This is a genomic window from Bhargavaea beijingensis, assembly GCF_900101985.1.
GTDB classification, from domain to species: domain Bacteria; phylum Bacillota; class Bacilli; order Bacillales_A; family Planococcaceae; genus Bhargavaea; species Bhargavaea beijingensis.
In genome coordinates this window covers 1-23918 of record NZ_FNAR01000025.1, presented here as the reverse complement: position 1 = coordinate 23918, position 23918 = coordinate 1, and the positions used below count along the sequence as shown (strand labels likewise).

Genomic DNA, 23918 nt, shown 5'->3' with positions numbered 1-23918 from the left:
GGCATTCAGATGAACGAACATGAAACAGACCGGCTGCTGGGCATCCGGACCGCAGGCATCCAGGACTGGGGGCTGCGCTCCATCCATGACAACCGGTACGAGGCGACTCCATACGAGGGGCTGGAGGCCCTCGTTGAAGAATACCGGATCAGCAAGACGAGTTCCGTTGTCGACTTCGGTTGCGGCAAGGGACGGACGGCCTTTTACATCAATCATCGGACCGGCACATTCGTGACCGGTGTGGAGATGGACGGCCAGCTTTATCTGGATGCACTCGAAAACCGGGACCTGTATATGATAAAGAAGAAGAACCGCCTGAGGGGCTCTGTCACCTTTATCCGCAGCCGGGCTGAAGAATACCGGGTGAACCCCATTGATGATGTCTTTTATTTCTTTAATCCGTTTTCCGTCAGCCTGTTTGCCAAAGTGCTCTCGAACATTCTGGAGTCGATGGAAGAGTGTCCGAGGACCGTCGATCTCATCCTCTACTACCCAACACTCGATTACCTCAGCCACCTCGAAAACCATTCCCCATTTGTTCATGTAAAGGACGTACTTGTGCCGGAGCTCGCAGAGAAAAACCCCAATGAACGATTCTCGATCTGGCGATTTGACCGTTCCAAGTGAGACAGAGGAGCATTCATGTCGAAAACTGTTAGACGGTTCTGATATAGTGGGGCTGTATGGAAATCTTGCAAGCCCACCACCAGGAAAAGAGGTGAATGATAGGAATGAACATGGATAAAGTAAATGACTTCAAACAAGTGATGGGGAATTACCCGACCGGCGTAACGGTCATTACAGCGACGGCGCCGGATGGAACGCCCGTCGGAATGACGGTCAATTCGTTCGCGTCCGTGTCGCTCGATCCGATGCTGATTCTGTGGTCGATTGACAAACGGGTCTCCACTTACGATATATTCACGAACGCCAAGCAGTTCGCGGTTCATATCCTGGCGGCGGACCAGGCGGAAATGTGCGCCCTTTTCGCAAGCCACGGCATCGACCGATTCAAAAACTGCGACTGGGAGAGGTCGGCGGATGGTTTGCCGATCATCAAAGGCGCTGCCGGCGTCCTCCACTGCAGCATGCACACGACAGCCGGGGGCGGCGACCACCGGATACTAATCGGAGAAGTCAAGCATATCGACAACCACGGAAAAGAACCGCTTCTCTACCACCGCCGAAAATTCGATGCGATTCCCGAATCGTTCTACGACTGAAGCCCTTAGCCGACACAGCAACGCCGGCCTGCTCCCCGGAAATCACGCGACCGATTTGGTTCGGGGATTCCGGGGGCTTTTAAATTTCGCACAAACAGAATGACCATACAGAATGTCTAACAAAATCGGCATGATAGGCGGCACAGCCTGTTTTCGTTATAATAATGGGAACAGTGAAAAATGGAGGAAGGTGACAGAGTGGAAAAGTTTACAGAAAAAGAACTGCTGGATGTATTGGGGGAACTGTTCTCTGATGAGATTTCAATCGGTGTCACCGATACCGAACGATATATTTATTACCGGCCGAGCAAGCGGGTCGATCTGAAAATCAGGCAGGGTGATCCGGTGAAAGATGGCACAATCGCACACAAGGCGCTTTCCTCGGGGCAAAAGGAATCCGAATTCATCGACCGCCAGGTGTTCGGGATTCCGTACCATGGCATGGCCGTACCATTTCATAAGGACGGAGAACTGCAGGGAACGGTGCTCGCTGTTTATCCGACCTATACGGAAGGCAAATCGGTCGTCACTGTCAAAACTGAAGATGGCTGGAAGCCGGTTCCGTTTGGGGATGTCAAATACTTTGAAGTCAAAGACCGCAAAACGCAGGTTGTCACGGAAGGCCTGACGGGCACCCACAAAAACACTCTCCAAGAATTCGAGTATGTCCTTCCGAGAGATATGTTCGTCCGCTGCCACCGCTCCTTTATCGTGAACGTGCATCATATCAGGGAAATCTATCCGGACTCCCATTCGACGTTCCTGCTGGAGATGAACAATGGGGATCGCGTGCCGGTGAGTCAATCCTATTCCAGTTATTTCAGGAAGATTTTAGGATACTAAAATTGTCCTTTTTTAGTCACATTTTTCTGTGGGTAAACCATGAAACCGGCTTTTCTGACCAAAAACCACTTCCTTGAAAGCGTTTTAGGGAATAATGAAAATAAGAAAATTTATACTTGCTCCTAATTCCAACTAAAACTTTCAGAAGAGGTTGATTATACGATGACTAACATTCAGCTTGATCGCATTGAAAATGAAGCGTTGCGCAATCGTGTAGTGACGCCTGAGGAAGCAGCTTCCTGGATTGGGGATGGAATGACGCTCGGCCTTAGCGGATTCACCCGCGCAGGTGATGTGAAAGCGGTTCCGTTTGCATTGGTCGAGCGTGCGAAAGAAAACGGCTTCAAAGTGAATGTGTTCACTGGAGCATCCCTCGGGTCCGATGTCGACACGCTGTTCGCCGAAGCAGGCATCGTCAACAAGCGGCTCCCGTTCCAAGCGGATCCGACGATGCGCAAAAGCATCAATGCCGGCGATATGTTCTTCGTTGACCAACATCTTTCGCATACAGCCGAACTGGTTCGCTCGGGAGTGATGGGTCCGATCGATTTCGCCATTGTTGAAGCGGTCGCGGTCAAGGAAGACGGCACCATCATCCCGACAACGTCGGTCGGCAACTCGTCCCTTTTTGCCACCCATGCCAAAAACATCATTGTAGAAATCAACCTTGCGCAGACACCGCTTCTTGAAGGCATCCATGATATTTATGAGCCGGATAAGCAGGGGGCGCGCGGCCCAATTCCGATTGAAAAAGCGGGTGACCGCATCGGCGCGCAGGGCATCAAAGTCGATCCGGAGCTGATTCGCGGAATCGTCTTTACCGAGCAGGCGGACTCACCATCCACGATCGTCCAGCCTGATGAGGAAACAAAAATCATGGCGGATCACCTTCTCGACTTCCTCCGCAAGGAAATCGAGCTTGGCCGTCTCGATGAAACGCTAGCCCCGCTCCAGTCGGGCATCGGCAGCGTGGCGAATGCCGTTCTTCACGGCATGATCGATTCCGAGTTCAAGAACCTTGAAGTCTATTCGGAAGTTCTCCAGGACGCAGTGTTCGATCTGATTGATGCCGGTAAGATCGACCTTGCTTCGTGCTGCTCAATCACCCTTTCCGACGAGAAGATGAAGAAAGTGTTCGGCAACTTTGAACAGTATCGCGACAAGCTGATCATGCGCCCCCAGGAATTGTCCAACCATCCTGAAGTGATCCGCCGGCTCGGCCTGATCTCGATCAATACGGCGCTTGAGTTCGACATCTACGGAAACGTCAACTCCACGCACGTTTCGGGAACGAAGATGATGAACGGCATAGGCGGGTCAGGCGATTTTGCCCGAAACGCGCGCCTTGCCATCTTTGTCACGAAGTCTGTTGCCAAAGGCGGCAACATCTCGAGCATCGTACCGTTCGTCTCGCACGTCGACCATACCGAGCATGACGTCGATGTCGTGGTCACAGAACAAGGCTACGCGGACCTCCGCGGCCTTGCACCGCGCGAACGTGTGCCGCTCATCATCGAAAACTGTGTGCATCCCGACTACAAGAAGCAGCTCTGGGCGTACTATCAGGAAGCGCTCGAGCGCGGCGGCCAGACGCCTCACATCCTCGAGAAGGCATTTTCCTGGCATCAGCATCTTGCCGAGCACGGCACGATGAAGATGAACAAGGAAACGGTCGAAGTGAAATAAACTCACCCATCCCTGCCCCGTCGGCAGGGATTTTCTTGTTTGGCTGTGTCATGACAGGTGAAGGGCTTCCCTGATATGATAATCGTAAATACGATTAACGGAAGGGGCATGGAAATGAGGGCTTTGCTGAATGTGGATTACACGATCGATTTTGTCGCGGATGACGGAAAGCTGACCTGCGGCAAGCCAGGGCAGGCGATCGAGAGGGAAATTGTGCGGCTGACCAAGGAATTCCTGGAGCAGGGCGACTACGTCGTTTTCGCAATCGACCGGCATGAAGAGGGCGATGCATGCCATCCGGAAAACCGGCTGTTCCCGCCGCACAACATTGCCGGCACAAAAGGTCGGGACCTGTACGGTGAGCTCCACTCGGTATTCGAAGCCAATCGGGACAACAAAAACGTCCATTATATGGACAAGACCCGCTACAGTGCGTTTGCCGGGACGGACCTGGAAATCAAGCTTCGGGAGCGTGGCATCACCGAGCTGCACATCGTCGGCGTCTGTACGGACATTTGCGTGCTCCATACCGCGGTGGATGCGTACAACAAGGGCTTTTCCATCACCGTCCATAAAGATGCAGTGGCCAGCTTTAACCCTGCAGGACATGAGTGGGCGCTGGAACATTTCACGAACACGCTTGGCGCGAGAGTCGTCTGAGCCAATTTCCCCGGGCCATATCAGGGCGGCCCGGGGATTGTTGTTTGATAGCATGCACAGGCTGGAAAGGGACATCCGTCCGCAGTTTTTGGTATGATTTTATAATTGGGAACAGGACGATTGGGAAGGATGGCATATTGCCCTGTCCCCCCGGTTATCTTTACTATGGAATGCGGCAGGTTTCCGGCTGCATTCCCACATATATAGCGGCTTGAATATCTTCCTGAAAGGGCCGCAATACATAAATTTGGAGGACATCATGCTACACAACTTCCTGCCCGTCATCGTGGGCACCGATATAAACGCGTACAATATGTCGATCTCATTTCATGAGGAGTACGGCATCCACCCGGTCCTGGTCGGGAAGGAGCCAATGGGCTTCACCAACATGAGCACCATCCCCCAGGTGATCGAATACGATTCCGCCCTTGGGGACAGCAATGCGTTCACTTCGATTCTCGGGCGAGTGGCCGAAAAGTACAAAAAAGACGGGCGGCAGCTGCTGCTTGTCGGAACGAATGACTTATATGTCCGCCTGATCATCGAAAACCAGGAGAAGCTGCGTCAGTGGTATGTGTTCAACTACATATCCGAAGACTTGATGAACAACCTGCTCGTGAAGAAAAACTTCTACCGGCTTTGCGACGAGCACGGCCTGGATACGCCGGATACATATTTCTATAGCTGCCGTGAACAGGGTGAGTTCAACACAGACATCCGGTATCCGGCCATCGTCAAGCCGAGTAACGGCGTCGAGTATTACAAGAACAAGTTCGACGGCCAGCAAAAGGTTTACCGCGTGGAAACACCCGAAGAGCTTCTGGCCGTGATCGACAAGGTGACCGCTTCCGGCTACAAGGAAGACCTGATCATCCAGGATTTCATTCCCGGTGATGACACGTTCATGTGGGACTCCGTGTTTTACGTGAACTCGAAAGGAAAGGCCGAGCTCGGAACGCTTGCGCAGGTCGTGCTTCAGGAGCACACCGTCACCGCGATCGGGAACTACACGGCGCTCATCACCCGCTACGATAAAGAACTCATGCAGAAGCTGCAGCGATTCCTCGAGGCAGTCGGCTACCGGGGCTTCGCCAACTTCGACCTGAAATACGATGTCCGCGACGGCAAGTTCAAAGTGTTCGAAGTGAACATCCGCCAAGGCCGTTCCAGCTATTACACAACGGCCACCGGCCACAACATGGCCCGCTACCTGGTCGATGACCTGATCCGCGGGAAGGAAAAAGAACTGACCTACCTGAATACCGAGTTCCTATTTTCCGTCGTACCGAAAATTGTCCTGAAGACTTTCGTCGACAATCCGGAGATCAACCAGGAAGTGCGCCGGCTGCTCCGCGCAGGAAAGTGGGGCAACCCGCTGTTCTACAAAGGCGACAAGAACCGCAAGCGCCCGTTCTATATGCTGGCGCGCCAGATCAACTATTACAGGAAATATAAAAATAATCAGTGGTGACCGATTTTCTGAGCCGGAGAGGATCCGGCTCTTTTTTTGGTTTGAACAAAAAACACCGGCAGGGATCTCCTGTCCGGTGTACGGATTATGGCGCCGGCACTTCACTCATGAGTGCAAGGTGATTGCCTTCGGTGTCCGCGAAAAACGCCATCCACGTTTCCTTGCCTTCCATCTTGGCGACCCTATGCGGCTCGCCCATGAACGGGACGCCGGCTTCCTGCAGTTCCTTCGCGCGCAAATGGATGTCGTCCGTATGAAAGTAGATGACCGAACCGTTTGACGCGAAGGCATCGTGCTCCGGAACCGTCAACATGAGCCGGACGCCGCCACAGTCAAAAAACGCCATCCGGTCCGTCTCGAACCAGAGCGGCAGGCCAAGCTTTTCAGAGTAAAATGCAACCGCCCGCCCGATATCTTCCGCCGGCAGGCCGATTTGGCCGATTGTCATGTTTCCCATTTCCCCAACCCCTTCCTATGATTATCCCAAAGATACTTTTCAGGACAACCTTTGTAAAGTACGATGGAGAAAGGAAGGCAGGGATCGGGATGGAGAACATCATCTTTGAAGGAGAACTGAAAAACGGACAACCCATCGAAATGCGCAAACTCTTCACAGGGCAGTTGCCGGAGATTCTTACACTGCAGGAAGAAGTCATCGAAGCGCTTGAAGTAAAAGAGCGTCTCCAGCCGCTGACAGAGGAGGAGTTCCGCTTTATCCTTGATGGCAACGGGGAGATGATCGGGGTGTACACAGACGGGGAGATGATCGCCTGGCGCGCGATGCTTGTTCCCGACAACGACCACGAAGGGCTCGGCCGTGATGTCGGCGTGCCGGAGGAAGAGATCGGCAAGGTCATCTATCAGGAGATATCCGCCGTGTCACCAAAGTGGCGGGGCTTTTCGCTCCAGACACTGATGGGGCTCGTGCTGATGGAGCGTGTTGACCCGGACAAGCACCGCTACGTCTGCTCGACAGTCATGCCGGGTAACATCCCGAGCCTGAAGGACAAGTTCAAACACGGCCTTGAAGTCCGCGCGCTCAAGGAGAAATATGGCGGCAAGCTCCGGTATGTTTTCTTTAAAGACCTCAAGACGCAGGAGCATCAGCGGACGGAATCCCGGGAAATCCCGATGGATGACATTGCCGGACAGCAGGCGCTGCTTGCAGACGGCTGGGCCGGGACCGCCATGGTGGAGGATGGCAACGGCTGGTTTGTCCGTTACGAACGGTGATGAATGAAGGCCGGTGATACGCAAATACGCCGTAAGAGGTTAGGATAGGTGCGGCAGAAGGGTCCATTCCGCGCGTCCGGTTCATATGATAATGGAGAAACGGACACAAAAGGGAAGGGAACCGGGGGGATGTACATGTGGCAGGGACCTCCCTATCAGGGTGGCGGAGGCCTTCAGTACCCGCCAAGCCAACAAAATCAATCCGGCCAAGGGGTCAGTCCGCCAGACAGCTCATCGGTCAGCCGGGGAGCAGCAATAGGAATCTTGGGCGGCATCATCACCATATTCGGAGATATCATTGCAACCATCGGTGCCGCCATTGCAATCGAGGAAGACCGAATCGATTCCATGCAGCAGGACCAGCAAAATGCGCAATTCCAGCAACAGCTGGATGATCTGAAACAACTGCTGTCCGACCAGCAGGAACAGCAGAGGCAACAGCAGCTGGTCCAGATGCAACAGCAGATCGACGAGTTAACACAGAAACTGGACCGGCAGCCGTCGCCCGATCTTGAACGGCTGAACGGCCTGATTGAACTCCTGATTGCCAAGAACGATCAAGATGAAAGCAGCTGACAGCATTTGTAGAGGATGTCTGCTGCTTCCCTGCTCTAGACGACAAAAAGACAAAACCGCTGAGCCCCCCGTGATGGGCGGCCAGCGGTTCTTGCTGTTCTCAAGTCAGGTAGTTCAGGAACATGGTCGCAATCCCGAAGTAGATCAGGAGCGACAGGATGTCGTTGACGGTCGTGATGAGGGGGCCGCTTGCCACCGCCGGATCGAACTTGAAACGGCTGAGGACAAGCGGGATGACCGTGCCCGCGAGCGTCCCGATGATGAGCGTGATAATCAGCGACGACCCGACGACGATGCCGAGAACGAAGCTGCCCTGCCAGATATACGCAATGATCGAGATGAGCACACCGCAGACGATTCCGATGATGACCCCCACCAGGAGTTCCCGTAAAACGACTTTGATGGCCGTCTTCAGATCCAGGTCCTCCGTTGCAAGGCCGCGGACGATGATCGACAGTGACTGCGTCCCGGTGTTCCCTGTCATCCCGGCGATCAGCGGCATGAAGAATGCGAGGGCGACCACCTGGCTGAGCGTGTCCTCGAATCCGCTGATGATGCTTCCCGATACGAGACCGATAAAGAGAAGCAGGATCAACCACGGCAGTCGCCTCATGGCGGCCGTCAGTGGTTTGGTCCGGAAGTCGATCTGCTTACCGCTCGCCATCAGCATCTCGATATCCTCGTCCGCTTCCTGGACGATGACATCGATCACGTCGTCCACAGTAATGATCCCGACAAGGACATTGTCATCATCCGTGACTGGGATTGCGACGAAATCATATCGCGCAAACTGCTTGGCCACATCTTCCTGGTCTGTCCGCGCATTCGCCGAAATGACGCGGCGGTACATGATGTCACTGACCGGCGTGTCCGCATCGGTCAGCAGCAGTTGGCGGTACGACAAGACGCCGATGAGCTGCTTGTTGCTGTTGATGACATATGTATAGTTCAAGTATTCCGCGTAGTCGCTGTAGTTTTTCAGCTTTTCGACCGCCTGCCCGACCGTATAGTCCTCATGCACCCAGACATACCGGTTGGTCATGATGCGGCCGGCCGTCTCCACCGGATAATCGAGGATTTTCCGGACGCTTTCCGCCTCTTCCTTGAGCATCTGGCCGGTCAGCCGGTCAATCTCCTCCGGCTCAAGATCCGTCAGCATGGCTGCAAGGTCATCATTTTGCATCATATCAAGCACCGGAATCGCCTTGTCGGGGTCGAGTGACCGGATGAATTCGATCTGGTCGTCGGGCTTCAGATACGGAAGCATCTCCGTAATAGTCGCGAGGTCAAGCCATTCCAGGATCAGTTGGTGATGCTTTTTCGGAATTTCCGTATATTGCACCGCCTGGTCATAGGGGCGCAAATCCAAAAACAGCTTTGAAAAACCCGTCCGGTCGCCTGCCTTCAGCTGCCGGATCAGGGCGATGGTCAGCTGTTCGGGACGAATATCAGCAACCATGTTACCGCCTCCTTTCACTATATCCACTATACCCAAACGGCCGGGGCTTAGTCTGCACGCAGGACTTTTCTCCCGCACATGCAAGAAGAAAATAAGTCAAACATAAGATGGAGAATTCAGAATGTTATTGATAAACTGATTCAAACTCATTCTTAAGGGGGATGTCCCATGCCGGCTACGAAGAAAAAATGGCTCTCCGCAATGACGCTTTCCGCACTTCTTCTCATTCCCGCAGGCACCGCACCCGGCCTGCAGCCCGCTGTCGCGACAGAAGACGATGCTGTGCTCGGCAACGCACTGAACGAAATCCTCAAAGACCCGAGGCTGGACGGCGCCACATTCGGAGTAAATGTCACAAAGGCATCGACGGGAGAGACCGTTTACGGCCATACGGATGACCTGCTGCTTCATCCAGCCTCCAACATGAAAATCCTGACTGGGGTCGCGGCGCTTGAAGTGCTCGGTCCGGACCACCGGTTCACGACAGATGTCCTCCATACCGGCAAGCTGAATCCGGGCGGCGTTTTGCGCGGTGATCTGTACCTTCGGGGCAAAGGCGACCCGACGCTTCTCAAGGAGGATTTTGCACAGTTTGCAAAGGATGTGAAGGCGAAGGGCGTCAAGAAAGTCCACGGCAACCTGATTGCGGATGACAGCTGGTTTGATGATGTGCTTTTGTCGGAGGACCTGAACTGGTCCGATGAGCACAACTATACCGGAGCCGGCGTGTCGGCGCTGACCGCTTCGCCGAACACCGACTATGACGCAGGCACGGTCATTGTGAACGTCAACCCGGCCAAGGAAGCGGGTGCGGAGGCGGAAGTGACGCTCGATCCGTTCACTGAATCGGTGACGATCGATAACCGGGCAGAGACGGTCGCCAAAGACGGGAAGAAATCGATTTCCATCACCCGCGAGCACGGGACGAATCACATCGTGATCAAGGGCACGATTCCGGTCGGCGCGACTGCTTCCCGTTCATGGACGGCAGTCGAGGATCCGACGATGTACGCGCTTGATCTGTTCAAACAGGCCCTTAAACAGGAGGGCATCACGATTTCCGGGAAGCTGGCCGAAGGGGCAACCCCTGAAGGCGCGGCAACCCTCGCCTCGAAGAAATCGATGCCGCTCAGTGAGCTGTACATCCCATTCATGAAGCTCAGCAATAACGGCCATGCGGAAGTGCTTGTGAAGGAAATGGGCCGCGCGGCTGCGGGTGAAGGCTCGTGGGATGCAGGACTTGGCGTGATGGAGGACGTGCTCGCGGGGTACGGACTGGACCCGGCCGGCATGCGTCTGCGCGACGGTTCCGGCATGTCGCACAAAAACCTTGTGACTGCGGAGCAACTGTCCGTCCTTCTTTACAAAGTCCAGACCGAGCCATGGTTCCCGGTCTTCCTCAAGTCGCTTCCTGTCGCGGGTCATCCGGACCGGATGACCGGCGGCACGCTCCGCAACCGCATGAAGGGCACCGGGGCGGCTGAGAATGTAAAAGCGAAGACCGGATCGCTGACCGGCGTCTCAACGCTGTCCGGCTACGTGACCGCGGAAAACGGGGAGGAATACATCTTCTCCATCCTGTTCAACAATTACCTGGCGGACTCCGTCACCCCGATCCAGGATGAGATTGCGGAAGCCATCGCGGAGCTGGATTGATCCGGTGAAGGCTCACGATTGTGGGTAATGCCGCAGGTTCCGCTTCGGAGCACTTATTGGCTTAATTTAACTTGACGCTCAATTCTAAACAATGTAAGATGAGTGATAACTTTTTAGTCCGGCTGGGGCAGAAGGTGCCGGGAGCGGCATCGCCCTTGGATCAAAAAGCAGAGCACAGCATAGCATAGCAGAGAAATTGCAGAGTAAGAGGAGTAGCATGCGCCAGGCGGCCAAGAGAGCCGGCGGCAGGTGGAAGCCGGAGCGCCCCGCATGCGAATGGACTTACGAGAGCCGCCGCGGCCACAGCCCGGCGGACGACCTTCCCGCGTTAAGGGAGCATGCCGCAGTCTGCGGCATGGCCGAGAGGGGGCGATCTGCCCCAACCGGAGGTGGCAACGCGGATTTTTTCCGTCCTCCGCAACAGGACTGCTGTGCCTGTTGCGGGGGACTTTTTATTTTCCCCAAAAAGAGGAGCTGAGCAGAGATGAGCACAGTCAGAGAACAAAAAGGAACCGGAAGGGTGGCTGTCAGGAGGATCGCGGCGGATGCGCTTACGCCGGTCGCCGTATTCGGAAGGCTGAAAGGGCAGAGGAAATTCATGCTGGAAAGCTCGGGCGCGCATGACGGGCCGGGGCGCTATTCCTATATCGGGCAGGATCCGGTGAAGACGTACCGCGCAGAAGGCCGTGTCCTTGAAGAATGGAACTGCAGGACGGGCAGGGTGTTCCGTCACGAGGGCGAGCCACTCGGGCTGCTCCAGCGGCTGCTGCCGAGGGTCGCGTCTCCGGAAGCCTTCCCGTTTGCGGGAGGCGCCGTCGGGGCGATCGGATACGGTGCGGGAGAACATAAAGTAAACGGCGGATCAGGGCCTGATGTGCTTCTTAACGTCTACAGTACGGTCATCGTCTTCGACCATCTGGAGGGCACGGTCTCGATTGTCCGCACCGATCTCGGGGACGGACCGGCAGATGATGAGCTTGACCGGATCGAGTCCCAGATACTCTCCGGCGGTGAGCCGGAAACAATATCCTTCACGCTCGGCGAGTTCACATCGGATACCGAAAAAGAAGCTTTTGAAGAAGCCGTAAGGCAGGGGATTGATGCCATCGAGGCAGGCGAGCTGTACCAGGTTGTCCTGTCACGGGAACTGAGCGCACCGTTTTCCGGCAGCCCGTTTGGCCTGTACCGCCGGCTCCGCCGGCGCAACCCGTCGCCGTACATGTACATCATCGACCTGGAAGAGACGGTCATCGTCGGGACTTCCCCGGAAAGTGTCGTGAAGGCCAAGGACGGCATCCTTTCGATGAACCCGATCGCCGGCACCCGCCGCCGGGGAAAAGACCGGCAAGAAGACCGGGCGCTCGAGACGGAACTGCTCGCAGACCCGAAAGAATTGGCCGAACACGACATGCTTGTCGACCTCGGGCGCAATGACATCGCGAAAACCGCTGTGCCGGGGACGGTCAAGGTGACCGCCTACCAGGAAGTCGTCCGCTATGAGCACGTCATGCATCTCGTTTCCGAAGTGGAAGGGCAGCTGAAGGAGGGGGCGGATGCGTTCGATGCCATCCGGGCATGCCTGCCGGCCGGTACGGTGACCGGCGCACCGAAGGGCAGGGCGATGGCGCTGATCGACCGGTTGGAGCCGTCGCTGCGAGGCCTGTATGGGGGATCTGTCGGCTACATCGGTTTTAACGGCAACATGGACATGGCGCTCGCCATCCGGACCTTCTTTATCCAGGACGGCATCGCTTCGGTACGGGCAGGTGCCGGGGTCGTCCACGATTCCCGGCCTGAGCTCGAATACAAGGAGACGGAAAACAAAGCCCGTTCGCTCACGGAGGTGGTCAAATGATTTTGCTGATCGATCATGAAGACTCTTTCACCCAGAACCTGTCCGGCGCCCTCGCCGTGCTCGGTGAGGACATCGGCATCCTGGACGCCAAGGCTGCGACACTGTCGAAGGTCGAGCGCTTCGGCCCGTCGGCGATCATTCTGTCATCAGGACCGGGGAGTCCGGAAAACTGGCCGGAATCGGTCGGGATCGTCCGGGAGTTCGGGGCGGATGTCCCGATACTCGGCGTTTCCCTCGGCCAGCTGATCATCGCGGCCGCCTATGGAGAAGAGGAAAGCCGGCGTACCCAAATCCGGCACGGCAAGCCGGCCATGGTTCGGCACAAGCGAGGCGGACTGTTCGCCTATCTTCCCCAGCCGCTCCGCGTGATGTGCTGCCACTCGGCGGCACTTGACGAAGGGGCGCTGCCGGAAGTGCTGCACGCGGACGCCTATTCGATGGACGACAACACAGTCATGGCTGTGCGGCATGACCGGCATCCGGTCTACGGGCTCATGTTCCATCCGGAGTCGGTCGGAACGGAAAAGGGGGAGCGGCTGCTTGCCGCTTTCCTGGAAGAAGCCAAGGCCTTCAATAAACAGAATGCATCGGGACCCGAGCGGATTCCCGGACTTTAACACGATAGAGAGCAGAGGAGAGTGGAGCAGAGATGAGAGAGTTCACACAGAAAGTACGGAACGGCAACGATCTGAGCTACGAGGAAATGACGGAGGCCGCGCTGTTCATGTTTGACGAGCGCACAAAAGAAGAAGAGGTCGGTGAATTCCTCGCGGCACTTGCCGACAAGGGAGAGACAGCCTACGAGGTGGCGGCGCTTGCCGAGGTGACACGCGGCATGGCAATTGTCCCGGAACTCCCGGAAGCGCCTTACACCGACAACTGCGGGACGGGAGGCGACGGTTCGGACAGCTTCAACATCAGCACGACGTCGGCATTCGTCCTGGCCGCAGCAGGCGTTCCGGTCGCAAAGCACGGCAACCGGAAAATCTCCAGCCGGTCGGGCAGCTCCGATGTGCTGGAAGCGCTCGGCCTCGGGCTTGAACAGGACATGGAAGAGGCGGTCAGGCAGCTGCGCGAAGAAGGCATCGCTTTTCTCTTTGCGCCTCGTCTCCATCCGAAAATGAAGCGCATCGGACAGATCCGGGCACGGCTCGGGCGGCGCACGATCTTCAACCTGACGGGTCCGCTGACGAACCCGGTCCCGCTGGCATCGCAGTTCACCGGCATCAGCCGGAAAGACTTCACGATGAACTATGCGTCGGTTCTCCGGATGCAAGGACGCAAGCGCGCGATCGTCGTCTGCGGAGCCGGCGGCATGGATGAGGCCTCTCTTGCGGGACCGAATGACTTCGTGCTGCTGGACAACGGCGACCTGATCCCGTTCACGCTCGAAGCTGAAGACGTGGGACTCGAGTCCGCACCATTGTCCGCCCTTAAGGGAGGGGACGGCCGGGAAAACGCGGAAATCCTCCGCTCGGTCCTCGGCGGCGCCCGCGGCCCGAAATTCGATGCCGTCGCATTCAATGCGGGTATCGGCCTGTTTGCCGCAGGACGCGCGGAAACAGCCAAGGAAGGCGTTGAACTTGCAAAAGACATCATTCTGTCCGGAAAAGCGATGGAAAAGCTGGAATCCGTCATCCGGTTCCACCAGCAGGCAAAGGAGGCGGTCACGCCATGACGATCTTGGACGATATTCTTGAAGAAAAACGGAAACGACTCCCCTCCCTGAGGGAAGAAATCCCGGCCACGCCGGCGATCCGGTACAGTAGGCCGCGTTTGTCGGATTCATTTGACGCCAAGGACGGCCTCGGGGTCATCGCCGAAGTCAAGCGGGCCTCCCCGTCAAAAGGCATCATCAACGCGGACGCGGACCCGGCCGAGCAGGCACTGCGCTATGAACAGGCGGGTGCTTCCTGCATCTCCGTCCTGACCGAAGAGGCCTTTTTCAAAGGTTCCTATCAAGATCTGGCCGCGGTGGCGGAAGCCGTCCGGATTCCGATCCTCTGCAAGGACTTTGTCATCGATGAGCTGCAGATCGACCGGGCGCTCCAGGCGGGTGCTTCCGTGGTCCTCCTGATCGTGGCGGCGCTGCCTCAGGAGCGGCTCCGTGAACTGCACGCCTATGCCAAGTCGGCGGGGCTCGATGTCCTCGTCGAAGTGCATGACGAGGAAGAAATGGACCGCGCGCTTGAACTGGACCCGGCATTTATCGGCATCAACAACCGCGACCTGAAGACATTCAGCGTCGACCTCGGCAACACGGCGCGGCTTACAGCGCGTGCCGGCAAAAAGCCAGGACGGTATCTTGTCTCCGAAAGCGGGATCATGTCGGCGGAGGACGCCGCACGCGTCCGCGAAAACGGCGCGGATGCCATCCTCGTCGGTGAGTCGCTCATGCGGAGCGGCGACCCGGGTGCGGCCATCCGCACCTATCGCGAAGCGGATGGGGTGCTCCGGCCATGACAAAAGTGAAAATCTGTGGGCTCATGGAAGCCGAGCATGTCAGAGCCGCCGTTGACGCGGGGGCGGATGCCATCGGGTTCGTCTTCGCTCCGAGCCGGAGGCGGATCGATATGAAATGGGCGGCAGAACTCGCGGCCCGGGTACCGGAGAACGTCAAGAAAGTTGGCGTCTTCGTGAATCCGGATTCGGAGGAGCTCCGCACCGTCTTCCGGAATGTCCCGCTTGATTATGTGCAGTATCATGGCGACGAGACACCGGAACAGATCCGGGAAATCGGCCTGCCGTCGATCAAAGCATTTTCCGTCCGGACGGCGGAGGACGTCCGCCGTGCGGCCCGATTTGACGTGGATTACTATCTGTTCGACGCGCCGGGCACCGACTTCCGGGGCGGCAGCGGAAATGTGTTTGACTGGTCGCTTCTTGCCGACGCCGGCATTCCGCGGGAACGGACAATCATCGCCGGCGGGCTCAACGCCGGCAATGCCGCGGAGGCGGTCAGGCAGACAATGCCGTTTGCGCTCGACGTATCGAGCGGCGTGGAACGGGAAAAACGGAAAGACCCGGAGCTGATCCGAGGATTTATCCGTGCCGTGAAGGAAAGGGGAGAGGCCTGATGGTGAATACAAAAGAAAAGAACATATACCAAGCACCCGATAAAGCCGGGCGCTTTGGGGAATACGGGGGCCGCTTCGTCCCCGAAACGCTCATGCCGGCGCTTCTTGAACTCGAGACGGCATACCGGGATGCGAAGGAAGATCCGAAGTTTGTGGAAAAGCTGGATCACTACCTGAAGGACTACGTGGGGCGTGAAAACCCGCTGTACTTCGCAGAACGTCTGACGGAAGCCGCGGGCGGTGCAAAAGTCTACCTAAAGCGTGAAGACCTGAACCATACCGGCGCGCACAAGATCAATAATGCGATCGGTCAGGCGCTTCTTGCCAAGCGGATGGGCAAAACGAAGATCATCGCGGAGACCGGAGCGGGACAGCACGGCGTGGCCACCGCGACCGCGTGCGCGCTGCTCGACATGGAGTGCCTCGTGTTCATGGGCAAAGAGGACATCCGGCGACAGGAGCTGAACGTCTTCCGGATGGAACTGCTGGGCGCATCCGTCGTCTCCGTCGACCAGGGTTCCGGCACGCTGAAGGACGCGGTCAATGAGGCACTCCGTTACTGGGTGGCGAATGTCTCAGACACACACTATGTCATCGGTTCTGCACTCGGGCCGCACCCGTTCCCGGAAATCGTCAGGGACTTCCAGCGGGTGATCGGCGTCGAGACCCGGCACCAGATCCTGGAGAAGGAAGGGCGCCTGCCGGATGCGGTCGTCGCCTGCGTCGGCGGCGGCAGCAACTCGATCGGCATGTTCCACCCGTTCGTAGACGACACGGAGGTCGCCCTCTACGGCGTCGAGGCTGCGGGGAGCGGCATTGAAACAGGCAAACATGCGGCAGCCCTCACAGGCGGCCGACCGGGCGCGCTGCACGGCGCCTTCATGTACCTCCTTCAGGATGAGGCGGGCCAGATCAATGAGGCCCATTCCATCTCGGCTGGTCTCGACTATCCGGGTGCCGGCCCTGAGCATTCGCACTTCCGCGATACGGGGCGTGTGACCTACACGTCGGTCACGGACGAACAGGCCCTGGAGGCGCTGAAGATGCTCAGCCGTAAGGAAGGCATCCTGCCCGCGCTCGAGAGCTCACACGCCGTGCATTACGCGGTGGAACTTGCATCCGGCATGTCTTCTGACGAAATCGTCGTCATCTGCCTGTCCGGGCGCGGCGACAAGGATGTCATGACCGTGCGCGATGCGCTGAAGGGAGGAAACGGACATGTCTGAGATTACAAAAGCGATCCTTGAGGCACGCGAATCCGGAGGCTGCGCATTTGTCCCGTACATCATGGCGGGCGACGGGGGGCTCGGGCGCCTCAAGGAGGATCTCCTGTTTTTGCAGGAAGCGGGCGCGACGGCAGTGGAACTCGGCATCCCGTTTTCCGACCCGGCCGCCGACGGACCGGTCATCCAGGAAGCGGGCCTCCGCGCACTTGCGGCGGGCACGACGCTCAAGGCGGTCATTGAAGAAGTAAAAGTGATTCGTGACGACGTACACATCCCGATCATCTTCATGACTTACCTGAATCCAGTCCTCAGCTACGGCATGGCGGGATTTGCAAACGACTGCCAGGAGGCCGGTATTGCCGGCGTCATCGTGCCGGATGTCCCGTTCGAGGAAAGCGAGCCGCTCGAGGATTGCCTCCGGATGAACGGCATCGACCTGATCCGACTGATCCCGCTGTCCGCTCCGGAAGAACGCATCCGGAAAATCGCGGAAGCTGCGGAAGGGTTCATCTACGCAGTCACTGTCGACGGCATCACCGGCGTCCGCGACAGCTTCGGCGGCACGACTGACAGCCGACTGGAGCAGCTCAAAGAGATGGCAACGATCCCCGTTCTCGCCGGCTTCGGCATCTCGGCGCCGGACCAGGTCCGGGATTTCGGCCGCACGGCTGACGGCGTCATCGTCGGCAGCGCCATCGTCGACGCCCTGCACCGCGAAGACAGGGAATTGATTAAAGAGCTGATCAGCTCCGCAAAAAACATCGCGGTGGCGGCGGAATAATGGTTGGAGGGCATCCCGGGTGAGCGGGATGTCCTTTTTCAGCTGCATCACCTGTTGGTGATCATTCGCCGGAGGTTGGTGATCTTTCGGAGAGGGATGCTGATATTTCCCTGGCGGCATGTGAATATTCACGTTGGAACGGGCTAAAAAGTCGAAACTCTTGCAGCGCCAGTCCGTATACCAGTGAAGAGGGGTGAGCCGAATGGAAGCGACCATGATCAAGAATCGCTATGAGACGATCTATCCGAAACTCGTGAACCTGTTCAGTTGGACGGTCGACAAGCGGGTACTGCTGTCGATTGCGGGGATCTACGCAATGGGTGATAAAGAACTTGATGCGCGGAGACTCCGGGAAGTCGCCGATGCACTGAAAAAGCGTTCCGGCCTCTTTTCTCCGGTACGGGGCCAGTTCCACCCTCTGATCTCCGCGCTGCTGGACGCGTCGGGTGAAGGTGCGCAGGAGTTGGCGGAAAATCTGTTCGAAAAACAGGAGATTCTCCGCGAACTCGGATTCAGAAACACGATCCACTCCTATCTGGCAGCGACGCTGCTTCCGGATGAGGAGGGGGAGGTCCGCCGCGAAGCGATTGCCGGGAAGATGCTTTACGATGAAATGAAGCGCCGGCACCGATTCCTGACATCAGATGACGACTACACTTTCGCCGTGCTGCTCGGCGGCCAGGCGGACCGTCCATCGGAGCTGGCAGACATCATGCACCGCTATTATCAGGATTTAAAGATGTGTGGCTTCCGGTTCGGGAACGAGCTGCAGTGGATGTCCCAGACGATCACTTACGGCAATGCCGCCTATGATGAAAACCGGGTGGAAAAAGCTTCTGAAATCCGCGGCCGGCTAAAGGCGGAGGGGCTGAAGGTTAAGCCAATCCACTATCCGGCAATCGGATTACTCACCGTGTTCCACGTGGAACAACCCCAAGTGGAGTGCATTGTAGAAACGGCAAAAGTGCTTTCGGAGATGAAACTGTTCCGCTGGTACAAAGAAATGGCGCTGTCCGCCGCCATCCAGTCGGTACTCATGGAACTGACGACAGGAGAGCAGGCAGCCCATGTCGGCATCGCCGCATCCGTGGAGCAGGTGCTCCGCGCCCAGCAGGCGATCATGGCATCGAGCGGCGCAGCCGCGGCGGCTGCCGCGGCAGCCGCCGGGGGCGGAGGAGACGGTGGCTCCTGACCGGTGCATGAAAAAAAGCGAATCCCGCAAGGCCTGGCATGGCGTTGCGGGATTCGTTCATTTACAGGGTCTTATCAAGCAGCGTCCAGATGAGCCGCGCCTCTTCGGGTGAGCGGGGCGTGAACGCCGCGCTTGTCGGATACGGGTCGCGCTCCGGCCTGTTGCGTACATATTTAACGGCGTAAGGGTTCTGCTCTTCGGCGATTCGGAATGCGCCTTCCGCTGCTGGGGAAAGCAAGTTCTTTTTCCGTTCAATTGCCCACCGGAACCAGGCAAAAAAGGCATTGTCCGCATCGGGCTCTTCATAGTGGGCAATCAGGCTCTCCGCTTCGTCCAGCCGCCCGAGGGTAACCAGGGCCGACAAGGCGACATAGCGCGCTCCCTGATGGTCTCCCGGATTCAGCTGGAGGAGGATATAGAGTTCATCGAATGTTTCTTCCATCCGCCCCTCTTCCCAGAGCCGGACAGCGATTTGGAATCGCGCGCGCAGGTATTGCCGGTTTGGCACATATCCCCAGGCAATCTCCATGTCGGGCTCAAACTGCCTTTCAGCGGAAGCGGCAGACCGGCGCAGAAGGGCCAGTTGCTCGTCCTGGTCTTTTGTCCGCTCTGCCTGAAGCATGAGTGCGTCGGCGTTTTCAGGGTCAAGCTGCAGAGCTTCAAGGGCCTTTTCCCTGCGCAGTTCCGGATCTTTTGCGAGATAGGCTTCATAGGCGCGGACCTGCGCTTCCTCTTTGGCGGAACGCGGCATGTATGGATGGTCTTCGTAGACTTCCATGAGCCGCCTGAGCGCCTTTTCGTCTGTGACTTCAGCGTCCTTCAGGTGCATATACATCTGCCAGTTGCTAAACTCCGCCGGCATCGGATCGGTGCCGGCACCAAGGGCATAGACGGGAGCCTCGGCGTCTTCCTGAGCCGCTGCCTCATCCATAAAACGGCCAAACTCCTGTGCGAAACCTTGAACGGTGTCCGGTTCCGCACCGAAACGGCCGGCTGTCTCAGCCAGCGACCAGTTGAGGCCAAATACGCCGGAACGGATGCCGTGCCAGACAGCCCCTGCAACGGCGCCTTCCGGAACGTCCCCCTTGTTGCCGAGATAGTGGAAGAACCCTTCGACGATGCGGTCATCTTTCAGGTCTTCATCGATCATGAAGCGCTCCAGCGCCTCTGTAGCAGCGGAGATGCTTTCCGGGAGAGCCGTTTCCTCGATGACGTGGCCGAACAACCTGTAGGCGGCAAGGGGATGCTCCCGGAAAAACGACCGGGTGTCTTTCCCGGAAGCGGCCTGCTGCAGTTTTTCTATCGTCTCATTTTCCGCGCCTTCCGCGGTGACGAGGCTGTTGAGCGGCATCAGACGCCCTGCGGCTCTTTCATCCTTCACGAAAAAGCCGATCAGCACATCGCCCACGCTAGCACGGATAGTCGGCCCGGCGACAAGGTGGAAGGTGTCTCCCGACAGCACGTCCTCAACATGAATTGTGTGGAAGTCCGCCTCTATCACGAGAAGAGCGAGGAGCAGGGGATCCCGGAAGCCTTCCAGTACTGACCTGACTTTTTCACGGGTCTCTTTTTCAGCTGCCTTCCGGATGTAATCGTTCCAGATATCGGCCCGCTTCTGGAAAAAGTACAGGTCGCCGAGGATCATGCCGGCCTCTTCCTCGCCGTGGAGAGAAGCGAGCACTTTTCCTTCATCACGCCGCATCGCGGTCAGCTCCTGCAGTTCGGAAGGGGTCGGATGAGCGGCGAAAAAGCCTTCCAGGACGCAACCGATGTCTTGGTCGATTTCCTGTTCGAGCCGCTCGCGGTCCTTTTCGGCTCCGCAGCATTTTTTGTATTTCTTGCCGCTGCCGCACGGGCACGGGTCATTGCGCTTGGCGGCAGCCATCCGCTCTTGGGCCTTCATCGGTTCGGCTCGTCCAGAAGCATGCGTTCTTCATCACGGCTGTGGATGTCATTGACCACGATCAGCGCCTCAAACTGCTGAATGACATCCTGGGTCAGACCATGATTCGAGAGCATCTTCTTGATGTCCGTTGCGATGGTTCTCAGCAGGTCGTGATCGCGTGTCAGCTGGGTGACCGCGGGCTCCAGCTCCGGGTGCAGGCCGACCATTTCCTGGTAGAATCCATCTTCCTCGGCATCGGCATGGGCGATGATGCGGGTTTCCCAATATTCGAGGAGATGGTCGGCCGCCATTTTCGCGACCTCGTCCTCACCGGCTTTTAACAGACGTTTGACTTCATCGGTTTTCTGGATCGCGCCCGTAAGCGCACCCTGATGGATTGCGTGATGGGCATGAAGTTGTTTTAAAGCAGGTCCCGGCATAGTTGTCAACCCTTTCAGACTTTTCTACCAGTATAGCATAGGAAATAGGGAATTCCCGGAAGACGGGGGAGATTTGCCGGGGATACAGGGAATTCCCTGAGAGGGTTTGACAAGGAGGACGTGCTCGACTACTTTTTAAAGAAAAGGGGGGACGGGCATGAAGAAGATCATCGCGCTTGCCGCGGCCGCCGTGCTTTTGACCGGCTGCCGGGCATCGGGGGCGGATGAGGAAAAGCCGCTGCGCATTTCTGCCGCCGCAAGCCTGATGGATGCAATCGGGGAACTGGAACCTGAGTTCAGGGAGTCGCATCCCGACACCGAACTTGTCATCAATTATGGATCCTCGGCGAAGCTCCGGACCCAGATCGAGCAGGGGGCGCCGTTCGACCTGTTTTTGTCGGCCAGCAATGAAGACATGGACAAGGCGGCTCACGCCGGCTACATAGATGAAGACACCATCATCCCGTTCGCGGGAAACCGGCTGGTCCTCGTTTCGGCAGACACGGTTGAAGGAGATATCGCGGACGTGTTGCGGAACCCCGAAGGCAACATCGCCGTCGGTCAGCCGGACAGCGTGCCGCTAGGACTCTATACGAAGGAATCCCTTTCCACATCCGGCTTGTGGGACATGCTGGACGGGCGCCTGGTGTACGGCAAAGACGCGCGGCAGGTGCTGACATACGCGGAAAGCGGCAATACAGACTTCGGCATTATCTATATGTCGGATGCAGTGATTTCAGACAAAGTGGAAGTTGTCGGCGAACTTCCGCCCGGAGAGACCCGGATCGTTTATCCGGCTGGGATTGCTGAACAGGCGGAAAATCCGGACGCGGCCCGGGAATTTCTTCAATTGCTGACAGGCGATAAAGGACGGCGGGTCATCGAAGACTACGGCTTCTCGCTGCCGGAGGGCGGCAAGTGACGGTCCCGGACCTTTCGCCGCTCGCCCTGTCGCTCCGCGTCGCCCTGCTGTCCACGCTGCTTGCGGCGGTCACGGGAATTGCCCTCGCCCGGTTCATGGGGCGCCGGGAATTCCCGGGCAAAAGCGCGGCCGAGGCGCTGATCTTGCTGCCGCTCGTTTTGCCGCCGACCGTTGTCGGATTCGGGCTCATCATGCTGTTCGGCGTGAACGGTCCCGCCGGCCGCCTGCTCGAGGACTGGTTCGGCATCCGGGTCGTCTTTACCTGGATTGGCGCGGTGATTGCTTCGTTCGTCGTGTCGCTGCCCCTCATGTATCAGAGCGTGCAGGCGGCGTTCGAGAAGGTCGACCCGAGATGGGAAAACGTCGCGCGCACGATGGGCGTCAGCGAATGGCGGATTTTCCGGAAAGTCACGTTCCCGCTTGCCTGGCCGGGCATTTTGGCAGGGCTTGTCCTGGCATTTGCCCGTGGCATCGGGGAATTCGGGGCAACGCTCATGATTGCCGGGTTCATCCCGGGGGAGACCGTCACCGTTCCTCTTGCCATCTATTTTTCCTATGAGGCGGGCATCATAGGAGAGGCGATATTCTGGGTCGTCCTCATCACGCTGCTTGGCCTTGCCGCCATCACCTGGCTGAACGGCTGGCGCCGGAAGACAGCCAGAAGACGGGGAAGGGAGTGAGCGGGGTGCTGAAAGCGGAATTCACCAAAAAACTGCCGGAATTTGACCTGCATGCGGAGTTTGCAATGGACCGGGAAATCGTCGCGATTGTCGGCCCTTCCGGCTCGGGCAAGACGACGTTCCTGAACTGCCTTGCCGGAACGGTCGCGCCTGACGCCGGTCGGATTGAACTCGGCGGGCGCGTATTTGCGGAAAAAGGGCGGAAACCGCTCCGCATCCAGGACCGCCGCGTCGGCTACCTGTTCCAGGACTACGCGCTTTTCCCCCATATGACCGTGCGTGAAAACATCCTGTTCGGGCTTCCCGGCCAGCCCGAGCCGCCCCATGTCAGGGAACTCACGGAGCTGCTCGGCATCCGGCCGCTCATGGACAAGTACCCGCATGAAATCTCCGGCGGCGAAAAGCAGCGAACGGCACTCGCCCGCGCGCTCGCGATGAAACCGGAACTGCTATTGCTGGACGAGCCGTTTTCCGCGCTCGACGACGAAACCCGGCTGCGCTGCCGGAACGAACTGATGCGCATCCATGATGACTGGCAGATCCCCGTACTCATGGTCACCCACAGCATGGACGAAGCCTGCCGCACCGCGGACCGCATCGTCCGGATCGAAAAAGGCCGCATGACCGAACTCCCGATACCTGAAGCTTCCCTTTGAAGAAGGGAGGCTTTTTTTATTGCCAGTTGCGCAGAATGGGCGGGAGGGTGCAACTTGGGGAGGCGATTTGCAATAAGGGTTCTGACTTTGCCACATAGACTTGCGACTTGCCACATGGACTCCGAAGTTGCCACATGAACTGCAAACTTGCCACATGGACTCCGAAGTTGCCACATGAACTGCAGACTTGCCACATGGACTCCGAAGTTGCCACGTGAACTGCAGACTTGTCACATGGCCCCGCGACTTGCCACAAGACCGGCCCCCCGGTTATCTTCCTGACAATTCTGCCCCGCCTGCAAAATTCCGCTTTTCACCGCTCGATAAAGGGAAATCCCGCCCTCCGATAGGTCTTTCCCTAATGGAATGGGGGCTGGCGGAGACGGATAATGAAACT

General features: G+C 57.5%; 24 protein-coding genes. 20 read left to right on the top strand and 4 right to left on the bottom strand.

The window, feature by feature from the left end; translation table 11 throughout:
• The first annotated feature begins 9 nt into the window (after positions 1–9).
• The 6 genes from BLT01_RS13450 (at position 10) to BLT01_RS13425 (ending at position 5883) form a co-directional block, all read left to right on the top strand.
• Positions 10–627, top strand: coding sequence for a class I SAM-dependent methyltransferase (locus tag BLT01_RS13450; protein WP_092098604.1), 618 nt, complete (start codon positions 10–12; stop codon positions 625–627).
• 104 nt (positions 628–731) lie between these two features.
• Entirely contained in the window at positions 732–1223 is a 492-nt protein-coding gene (locus BLT01_RS13445; RefSeq protein WP_092098603.1) for a flavin reductase family protein, read from the top strand.
• A gap of 198 nt (positions 1224–1421) precedes the next feature.
• Positions 1422–2066 carry a LytTR family DNA-binding domain-containing protein gene (locus tag BLT01_RS13440; protein ID WP_245696936.1) on the top strand — a complete coding sequence of 215 codons (645 nt, stop codon included), beginning with the start codon at positions 1422–1424 and terminating at the stop codon, positions 2064–2066.
• 162 nt (positions 2067–2228) lie between these two features.
• Complete coding sequence (locus tag BLT01_RS13435) at positions 2229–3752, top strand: acetyl-CoA hydrolase/transferase family protein (protein WP_092098599.1); 1524 nt, start codon at positions 2229–2231, stop codon at positions 3750–3752.
• Between the two features lie 108 nt (positions 3753–3860).
• Complete coding sequence (locus tag BLT01_RS13430; RefSeq protein WP_092098637.1) at positions 3861–4412, top strand: cysteine hydrolase family protein; 552 nt, start codon at positions 3861–3863, stop codon at positions 4410–4412.
• 259 nt (positions 4413–4671) lie between these two features.
• Complete coding sequence (locus tag BLT01_RS13425; RefSeq protein ID WP_092098597.1) at positions 4672–5883, top strand: carboxylate--amine ligase; 1212 nt, start codon at positions 4672–4674, stop codon at positions 5881–5883.
• A gap of 85 nt (positions 5884–5968) precedes the next feature.
• Here the strand turns inward: BLT01_RS13425 and BLT01_RS13420 are convergent, their stop codons facing one another.
• Positions 5969–6340, bottom strand: a complete 372-nt coding sequence (locus tag BLT01_RS13420) for a VOC family protein (RefSeq protein ID WP_092098596.1) — start codon at positions 6338–6340, stop codon at positions 5969–5971.
• Between the two features lie 89 nt (positions 6341–6429).
• On the opposite strand from BLT01_RS13420, the gene BLT01_RS13415 reads away from it, so the two are divergent.
• Both BLT01_RS13415 and BLT01_RS13410 read left to right on the top strand, forming a co-directional pair.
• Positions 6430–7116 carry an N-acetyltransferase gene (locus BLT01_RS13415; protein ID WP_092098594.1) on the top strand — a complete coding sequence of 229 codons (687 nt, stop codon included), beginning with the start codon at positions 6430–6432 and terminating at the stop codon, positions 7114–7116.
• A 135-nt stretch (positions 7117–7251) separates the two neighbouring features.
• Entirely contained in the window at positions 7252–7692 is a 441-nt protein-coding gene (locus BLT01_RS13410; RefSeq protein WP_125903729.1) for a hypothetical protein, read from the top strand.
• A 100-nt stretch (positions 7693–7792) separates the two neighbouring features.
• Here BLT01_RS13410 and mgtE read toward each other — a convergent pair whose 3' ends face one another.
• A complete protein-coding gene (mgtE, locus tag BLT01_RS13405; RefSeq protein WP_092098590.1) occupies positions 7793–9151 on the bottom strand; it encodes a magnesium transporter in 1359 nt (452 codons plus the stop codon).
• 168 nt (positions 9152–9319) lie between these two features.
• Between mgtE and dacB the strand changes: the two genes are divergently transcribed.
• From dacB to BLT01_RS13355, 9 genes are all read left to right on the top strand, one after another.
• The gene (gene dacB, locus BLT01_RS13400) at positions 9320–10807 is read left to right on the top strand and encodes a D-alanyl-D-alanine carboxypeptidase/D-alanyl-D-alanine endopeptidase (RefSeq protein ID WP_092098588.1); all 1488 of its coding nucleotides are present in this window, start codon (positions 9320–9322) and stop codon (positions 10805–10807) included.
• 484 nt (positions 10808–11291) lie between these two features.
• Positions 11292–12662, top strand: a complete 1371-nt coding sequence (locus tag BLT01_RS13390; protein ID WP_092098584.1) for an anthranilate synthase component I family protein — start codon at positions 11292–11294, stop codon at positions 12660–12662.
• A complete protein-coding gene (locus BLT01_RS13385; protein ID WP_092098582.1) occupies positions 12659–13279 on the top strand; it encodes an anthranilate synthase component II in 621 nt (206 codons plus the stop codon). The genes BLT01_RS13390 and BLT01_RS13385 overlap by 4 nt, the downstream gene beginning before the upstream one ends.
• Positions 13280–13311: 32 nt before the next feature.
• A complete protein-coding gene (gene trpD / locus BLT01_RS13380) occupies positions 13312–14340 on the top strand; it encodes an anthranilate phosphoribosyltransferase (protein WP_092098581.1) in 1029 nt (342 codons plus the stop codon).
• Complete coding sequence (gene trpC, locus BLT01_RS13375) at positions 14337–15125, top strand: indole-3-glycerol phosphate synthase TrpC (protein ID WP_092098579.1); 789 nt, start codon at positions 14337–14339, stop codon at positions 15123–15125. The genes trpD and trpC overlap by 4 nt, the downstream gene beginning before the upstream one ends.
• Positions 15122–15739: a phosphoribosylanthranilate isomerase gene (locus tag BLT01_RS13370; protein ID WP_092098577.1), complete on the top strand. Its 618-nt coding sequence runs from the start codon at positions 15122–15124 to the stop codon at positions 15737–15739. Before trpC ends, BLT01_RS13370 begins: the two co-directional genes overlap by 4 nt.
• Positions 15739–16965, top strand: coding sequence for a tryptophan synthase subunit beta (trpB, locus tag BLT01_RS13365; protein ID WP_092098575.1), 1227 nt, complete (start codon positions 15739–15741; stop codon positions 16963–16965). The genes BLT01_RS13370 and trpB overlap by 1 nt, the downstream gene beginning before the upstream one ends.
• On the top strand, positions 16958–17746 hold the full coding sequence (gene trpA / locus BLT01_RS13360; protein ID WP_092098573.1) for a tryptophan synthase subunit alpha: 789 nt from the start codon (positions 16958–16960) through the stop codon (positions 17744–17746). Before trpB ends, trpA begins: the two co-directional genes overlap by 8 nt.
• 202 nt (positions 17747–17948) lie before the next feature.
• Complete coding sequence (locus BLT01_RS13355) at positions 17949–18938, top strand: DUF4003 family protein (protein WP_092098571.1); 990 nt, start codon at positions 17949–17951, stop codon at positions 18936–18938.
• Positions 18939–18999: 61 nt separating this feature from the next.
• Here BLT01_RS13355 and BLT01_RS13350 read toward each other — a convergent pair whose 3' ends face one another.
• Both BLT01_RS13350 and BLT01_RS13345 read right to left on the bottom strand, forming a co-directional pair.
• The gene (locus tag BLT01_RS13350; protein WP_092098569.1) at positions 19000–20841 is read right to left on the bottom strand and encodes an SEC-C domain-containing protein; all 1842 of its coding nucleotides are present in this window, start codon (positions 20839–20841) and stop codon (positions 19000–19002) included.
• Positions 20838–21263 (bottom strand): hypothetical protein, encoded by a 426-nt coding sequence (locus tag BLT01_RS13345; protein ID WP_092098567.1) that lies wholly within the window; start codon positions 21261–21263, stop codon positions 20838–20840. Before BLT01_RS13345 ends, BLT01_RS13350 begins: the two co-directional genes overlap by 4 nt.
• Before the next feature lie 157 nt (positions 21264–21420).
• Between BLT01_RS13345 and modA the strand changes: the two genes are divergently transcribed.
• From modA to BLT01_RS13330, 3 genes are read left to right on the top strand one after another with little or no spacing between them, the layout of a single operon-like run.
• Complete coding sequence (gene modA, locus BLT01_RS13340) at positions 21421–22185, top strand: molybdate ABC transporter substrate-binding protein (RefSeq protein WP_092098565.1); 765 nt, start codon at positions 21421–21423, stop codon at positions 22183–22185.
• Complete coding sequence (gene modB / locus BLT01_RS13335) at positions 22182–22865, top strand: molybdate ABC transporter permease subunit (protein ID WP_092098563.1); 684 nt, start codon at positions 22182–22184, stop codon at positions 22863–22865. The genes modA and modB overlap by 4 nt, the downstream gene beginning before the upstream one ends.
• Before the next feature lie 5 nt (positions 22866–22870).
• On the top strand, positions 22871–23521 hold the full coding sequence (locus BLT01_RS13330; protein ID WP_092098561.1) for an ATP-binding cassette domain-containing protein: 651 nt from the start codon (positions 22871–22873) through the stop codon (positions 23519–23521).
• The last annotated feature ends 397 nt before the right edge of the window (positions 23522–23918 follow it).

Bases quoted from the DNA above. Each gene is read 5' to 3' on its own strand.
- BLT01_RS13445 (WP_092098603.1), top strand. From the start codon at position 732: ATGAACATGGATAAAGTAAATGACTTCAAACAAGTGATGGGGAATTAC.
- BLT01_RS13425 (WP_092098597.1), top strand. From the start codon at position 4,672: ATGCTACACAACTTCCTGCCCGTCATCGTGGGCACCGATATAAACGCG.
- BLT01_RS13430 (WP_092098637.1), top strand. From the start codon at position 3,861: ATGGAAATGAGGGCTTTGCTGAATGTGGATTACACGATCGATTTTGTC.
- dacB (WP_092098588.1), top strand. From the start codon at position 9,320: ATGCCGGCTACGAAGAAAAAATGGCTCTCCGCAATGACGCTTTCCGCA.
- BLT01_RS13415 (WP_092098594.1), top strand. From the start codon at position 6,430: ATGGAGAACATCATCTTTGAAGGAGAACTGAAAAACGGACAACCCATC.
- BLT01_RS13355 (WP_092098571.1), top strand. From the start codon at position 17,949: ATGGAAGCGACCATGATCAAGAATCGCTATGAGACGATCTATCCGAAA.
- BLT01_RS13370 (WP_092098577.1), top strand. From the start codon at position 15,122: ATGACAAAAGTGAAAATCTGTGGGCTCATGGAAGCCGAGCATGTCAGA.
- BLT01_RS13410 (WP_125903729.1), top strand. From the start codon at position 7,252: ATGTGGCAGGGACCTCCCTATCAGGGTGGCGGAGGCCTTCAGTACCCG.
- BLT01_RS13390 (WP_092098584.1), top strand. From the start codon at position 11,292: ATGAGCACAGTCAGAGAACAAAAAGGAACCGGAAGGGTGGCTGTCAGG.
- trpB (WP_092098575.1), top strand. From the start codon at position 15,739: ATGGTGAATACAAAAGAAAAGAACATATACCAAGCACCCGATAAAGCC.
- trpC (WP_092098579.1), top strand. From the start codon at position 14,337: ATGACGATCTTGGACGATATTCTTGAAGAAAAACGGAAACGACTCCCC.
- BLT01_RS13420 (WP_092098596.1), bottom strand. From the start codon at position 6,340: ATGGGAAACATGACAATCGGCCAAATCGGCCTGCCGGCGGAAGATATC.
- mgtE (WP_092098590.1), bottom strand. From the start codon at position 9,151: ATGGTTGCTGATATTCGTCCCGAACAGCTGACCATCGCCCTGATCCGG.
- BLT01_RS13385 (WP_092098582.1), top strand. From the start codon at position 12,659: ATGATTTTGCTGATCGATCATGAAGACTCTTTCACCCAGAACCTGTCC.
- BLT01_RS13345 (WP_092098567.1), bottom strand. From the start codon at position 21,263: ATGCCGGGACCTGCTTTAAAACAACTTCATGCCCATCACGCAATCCAT.
- BLT01_RS13450 (WP_092098604.1), top strand. From the start codon at position 10: ATGAACGAACATGAAACAGACCGGCTGCTGGGCATCCGGACCGCAGGC.
- modA (WP_092098565.1), top strand. From the start codon at position 21,421: ATGAAGAAGATCATCGCGCTTGCCGCGGCCGCCGTGCTTTTGACCGGC.
- trpD (WP_092098581.1), top strand. From the start codon at position 13,312: ATGAGAGAGTTCACACAGAAAGTACGGAACGGCAACGATCTGAGCTAC.
- trpA (WP_092098573.1), top strand. From the start codon at position 16,958: ATGTCTGAGATTACAAAAGCGATCCTTGAGGCACGCGAATCCGGAGGC.
- BLT01_RS13435 (WP_092098599.1), top strand. From the start codon at position 2,229: ATGACTAACATTCAGCTTGATCGCATTGAAAATGAAGCGTTGCGCAAT.
- BLT01_RS13350 (WP_092098569.1), bottom strand. From the start codon at position 20,841: ATGAAGGCCCAAGAGCGGATGGCTGCCGCCAAGCGCAATGACCCGTGC.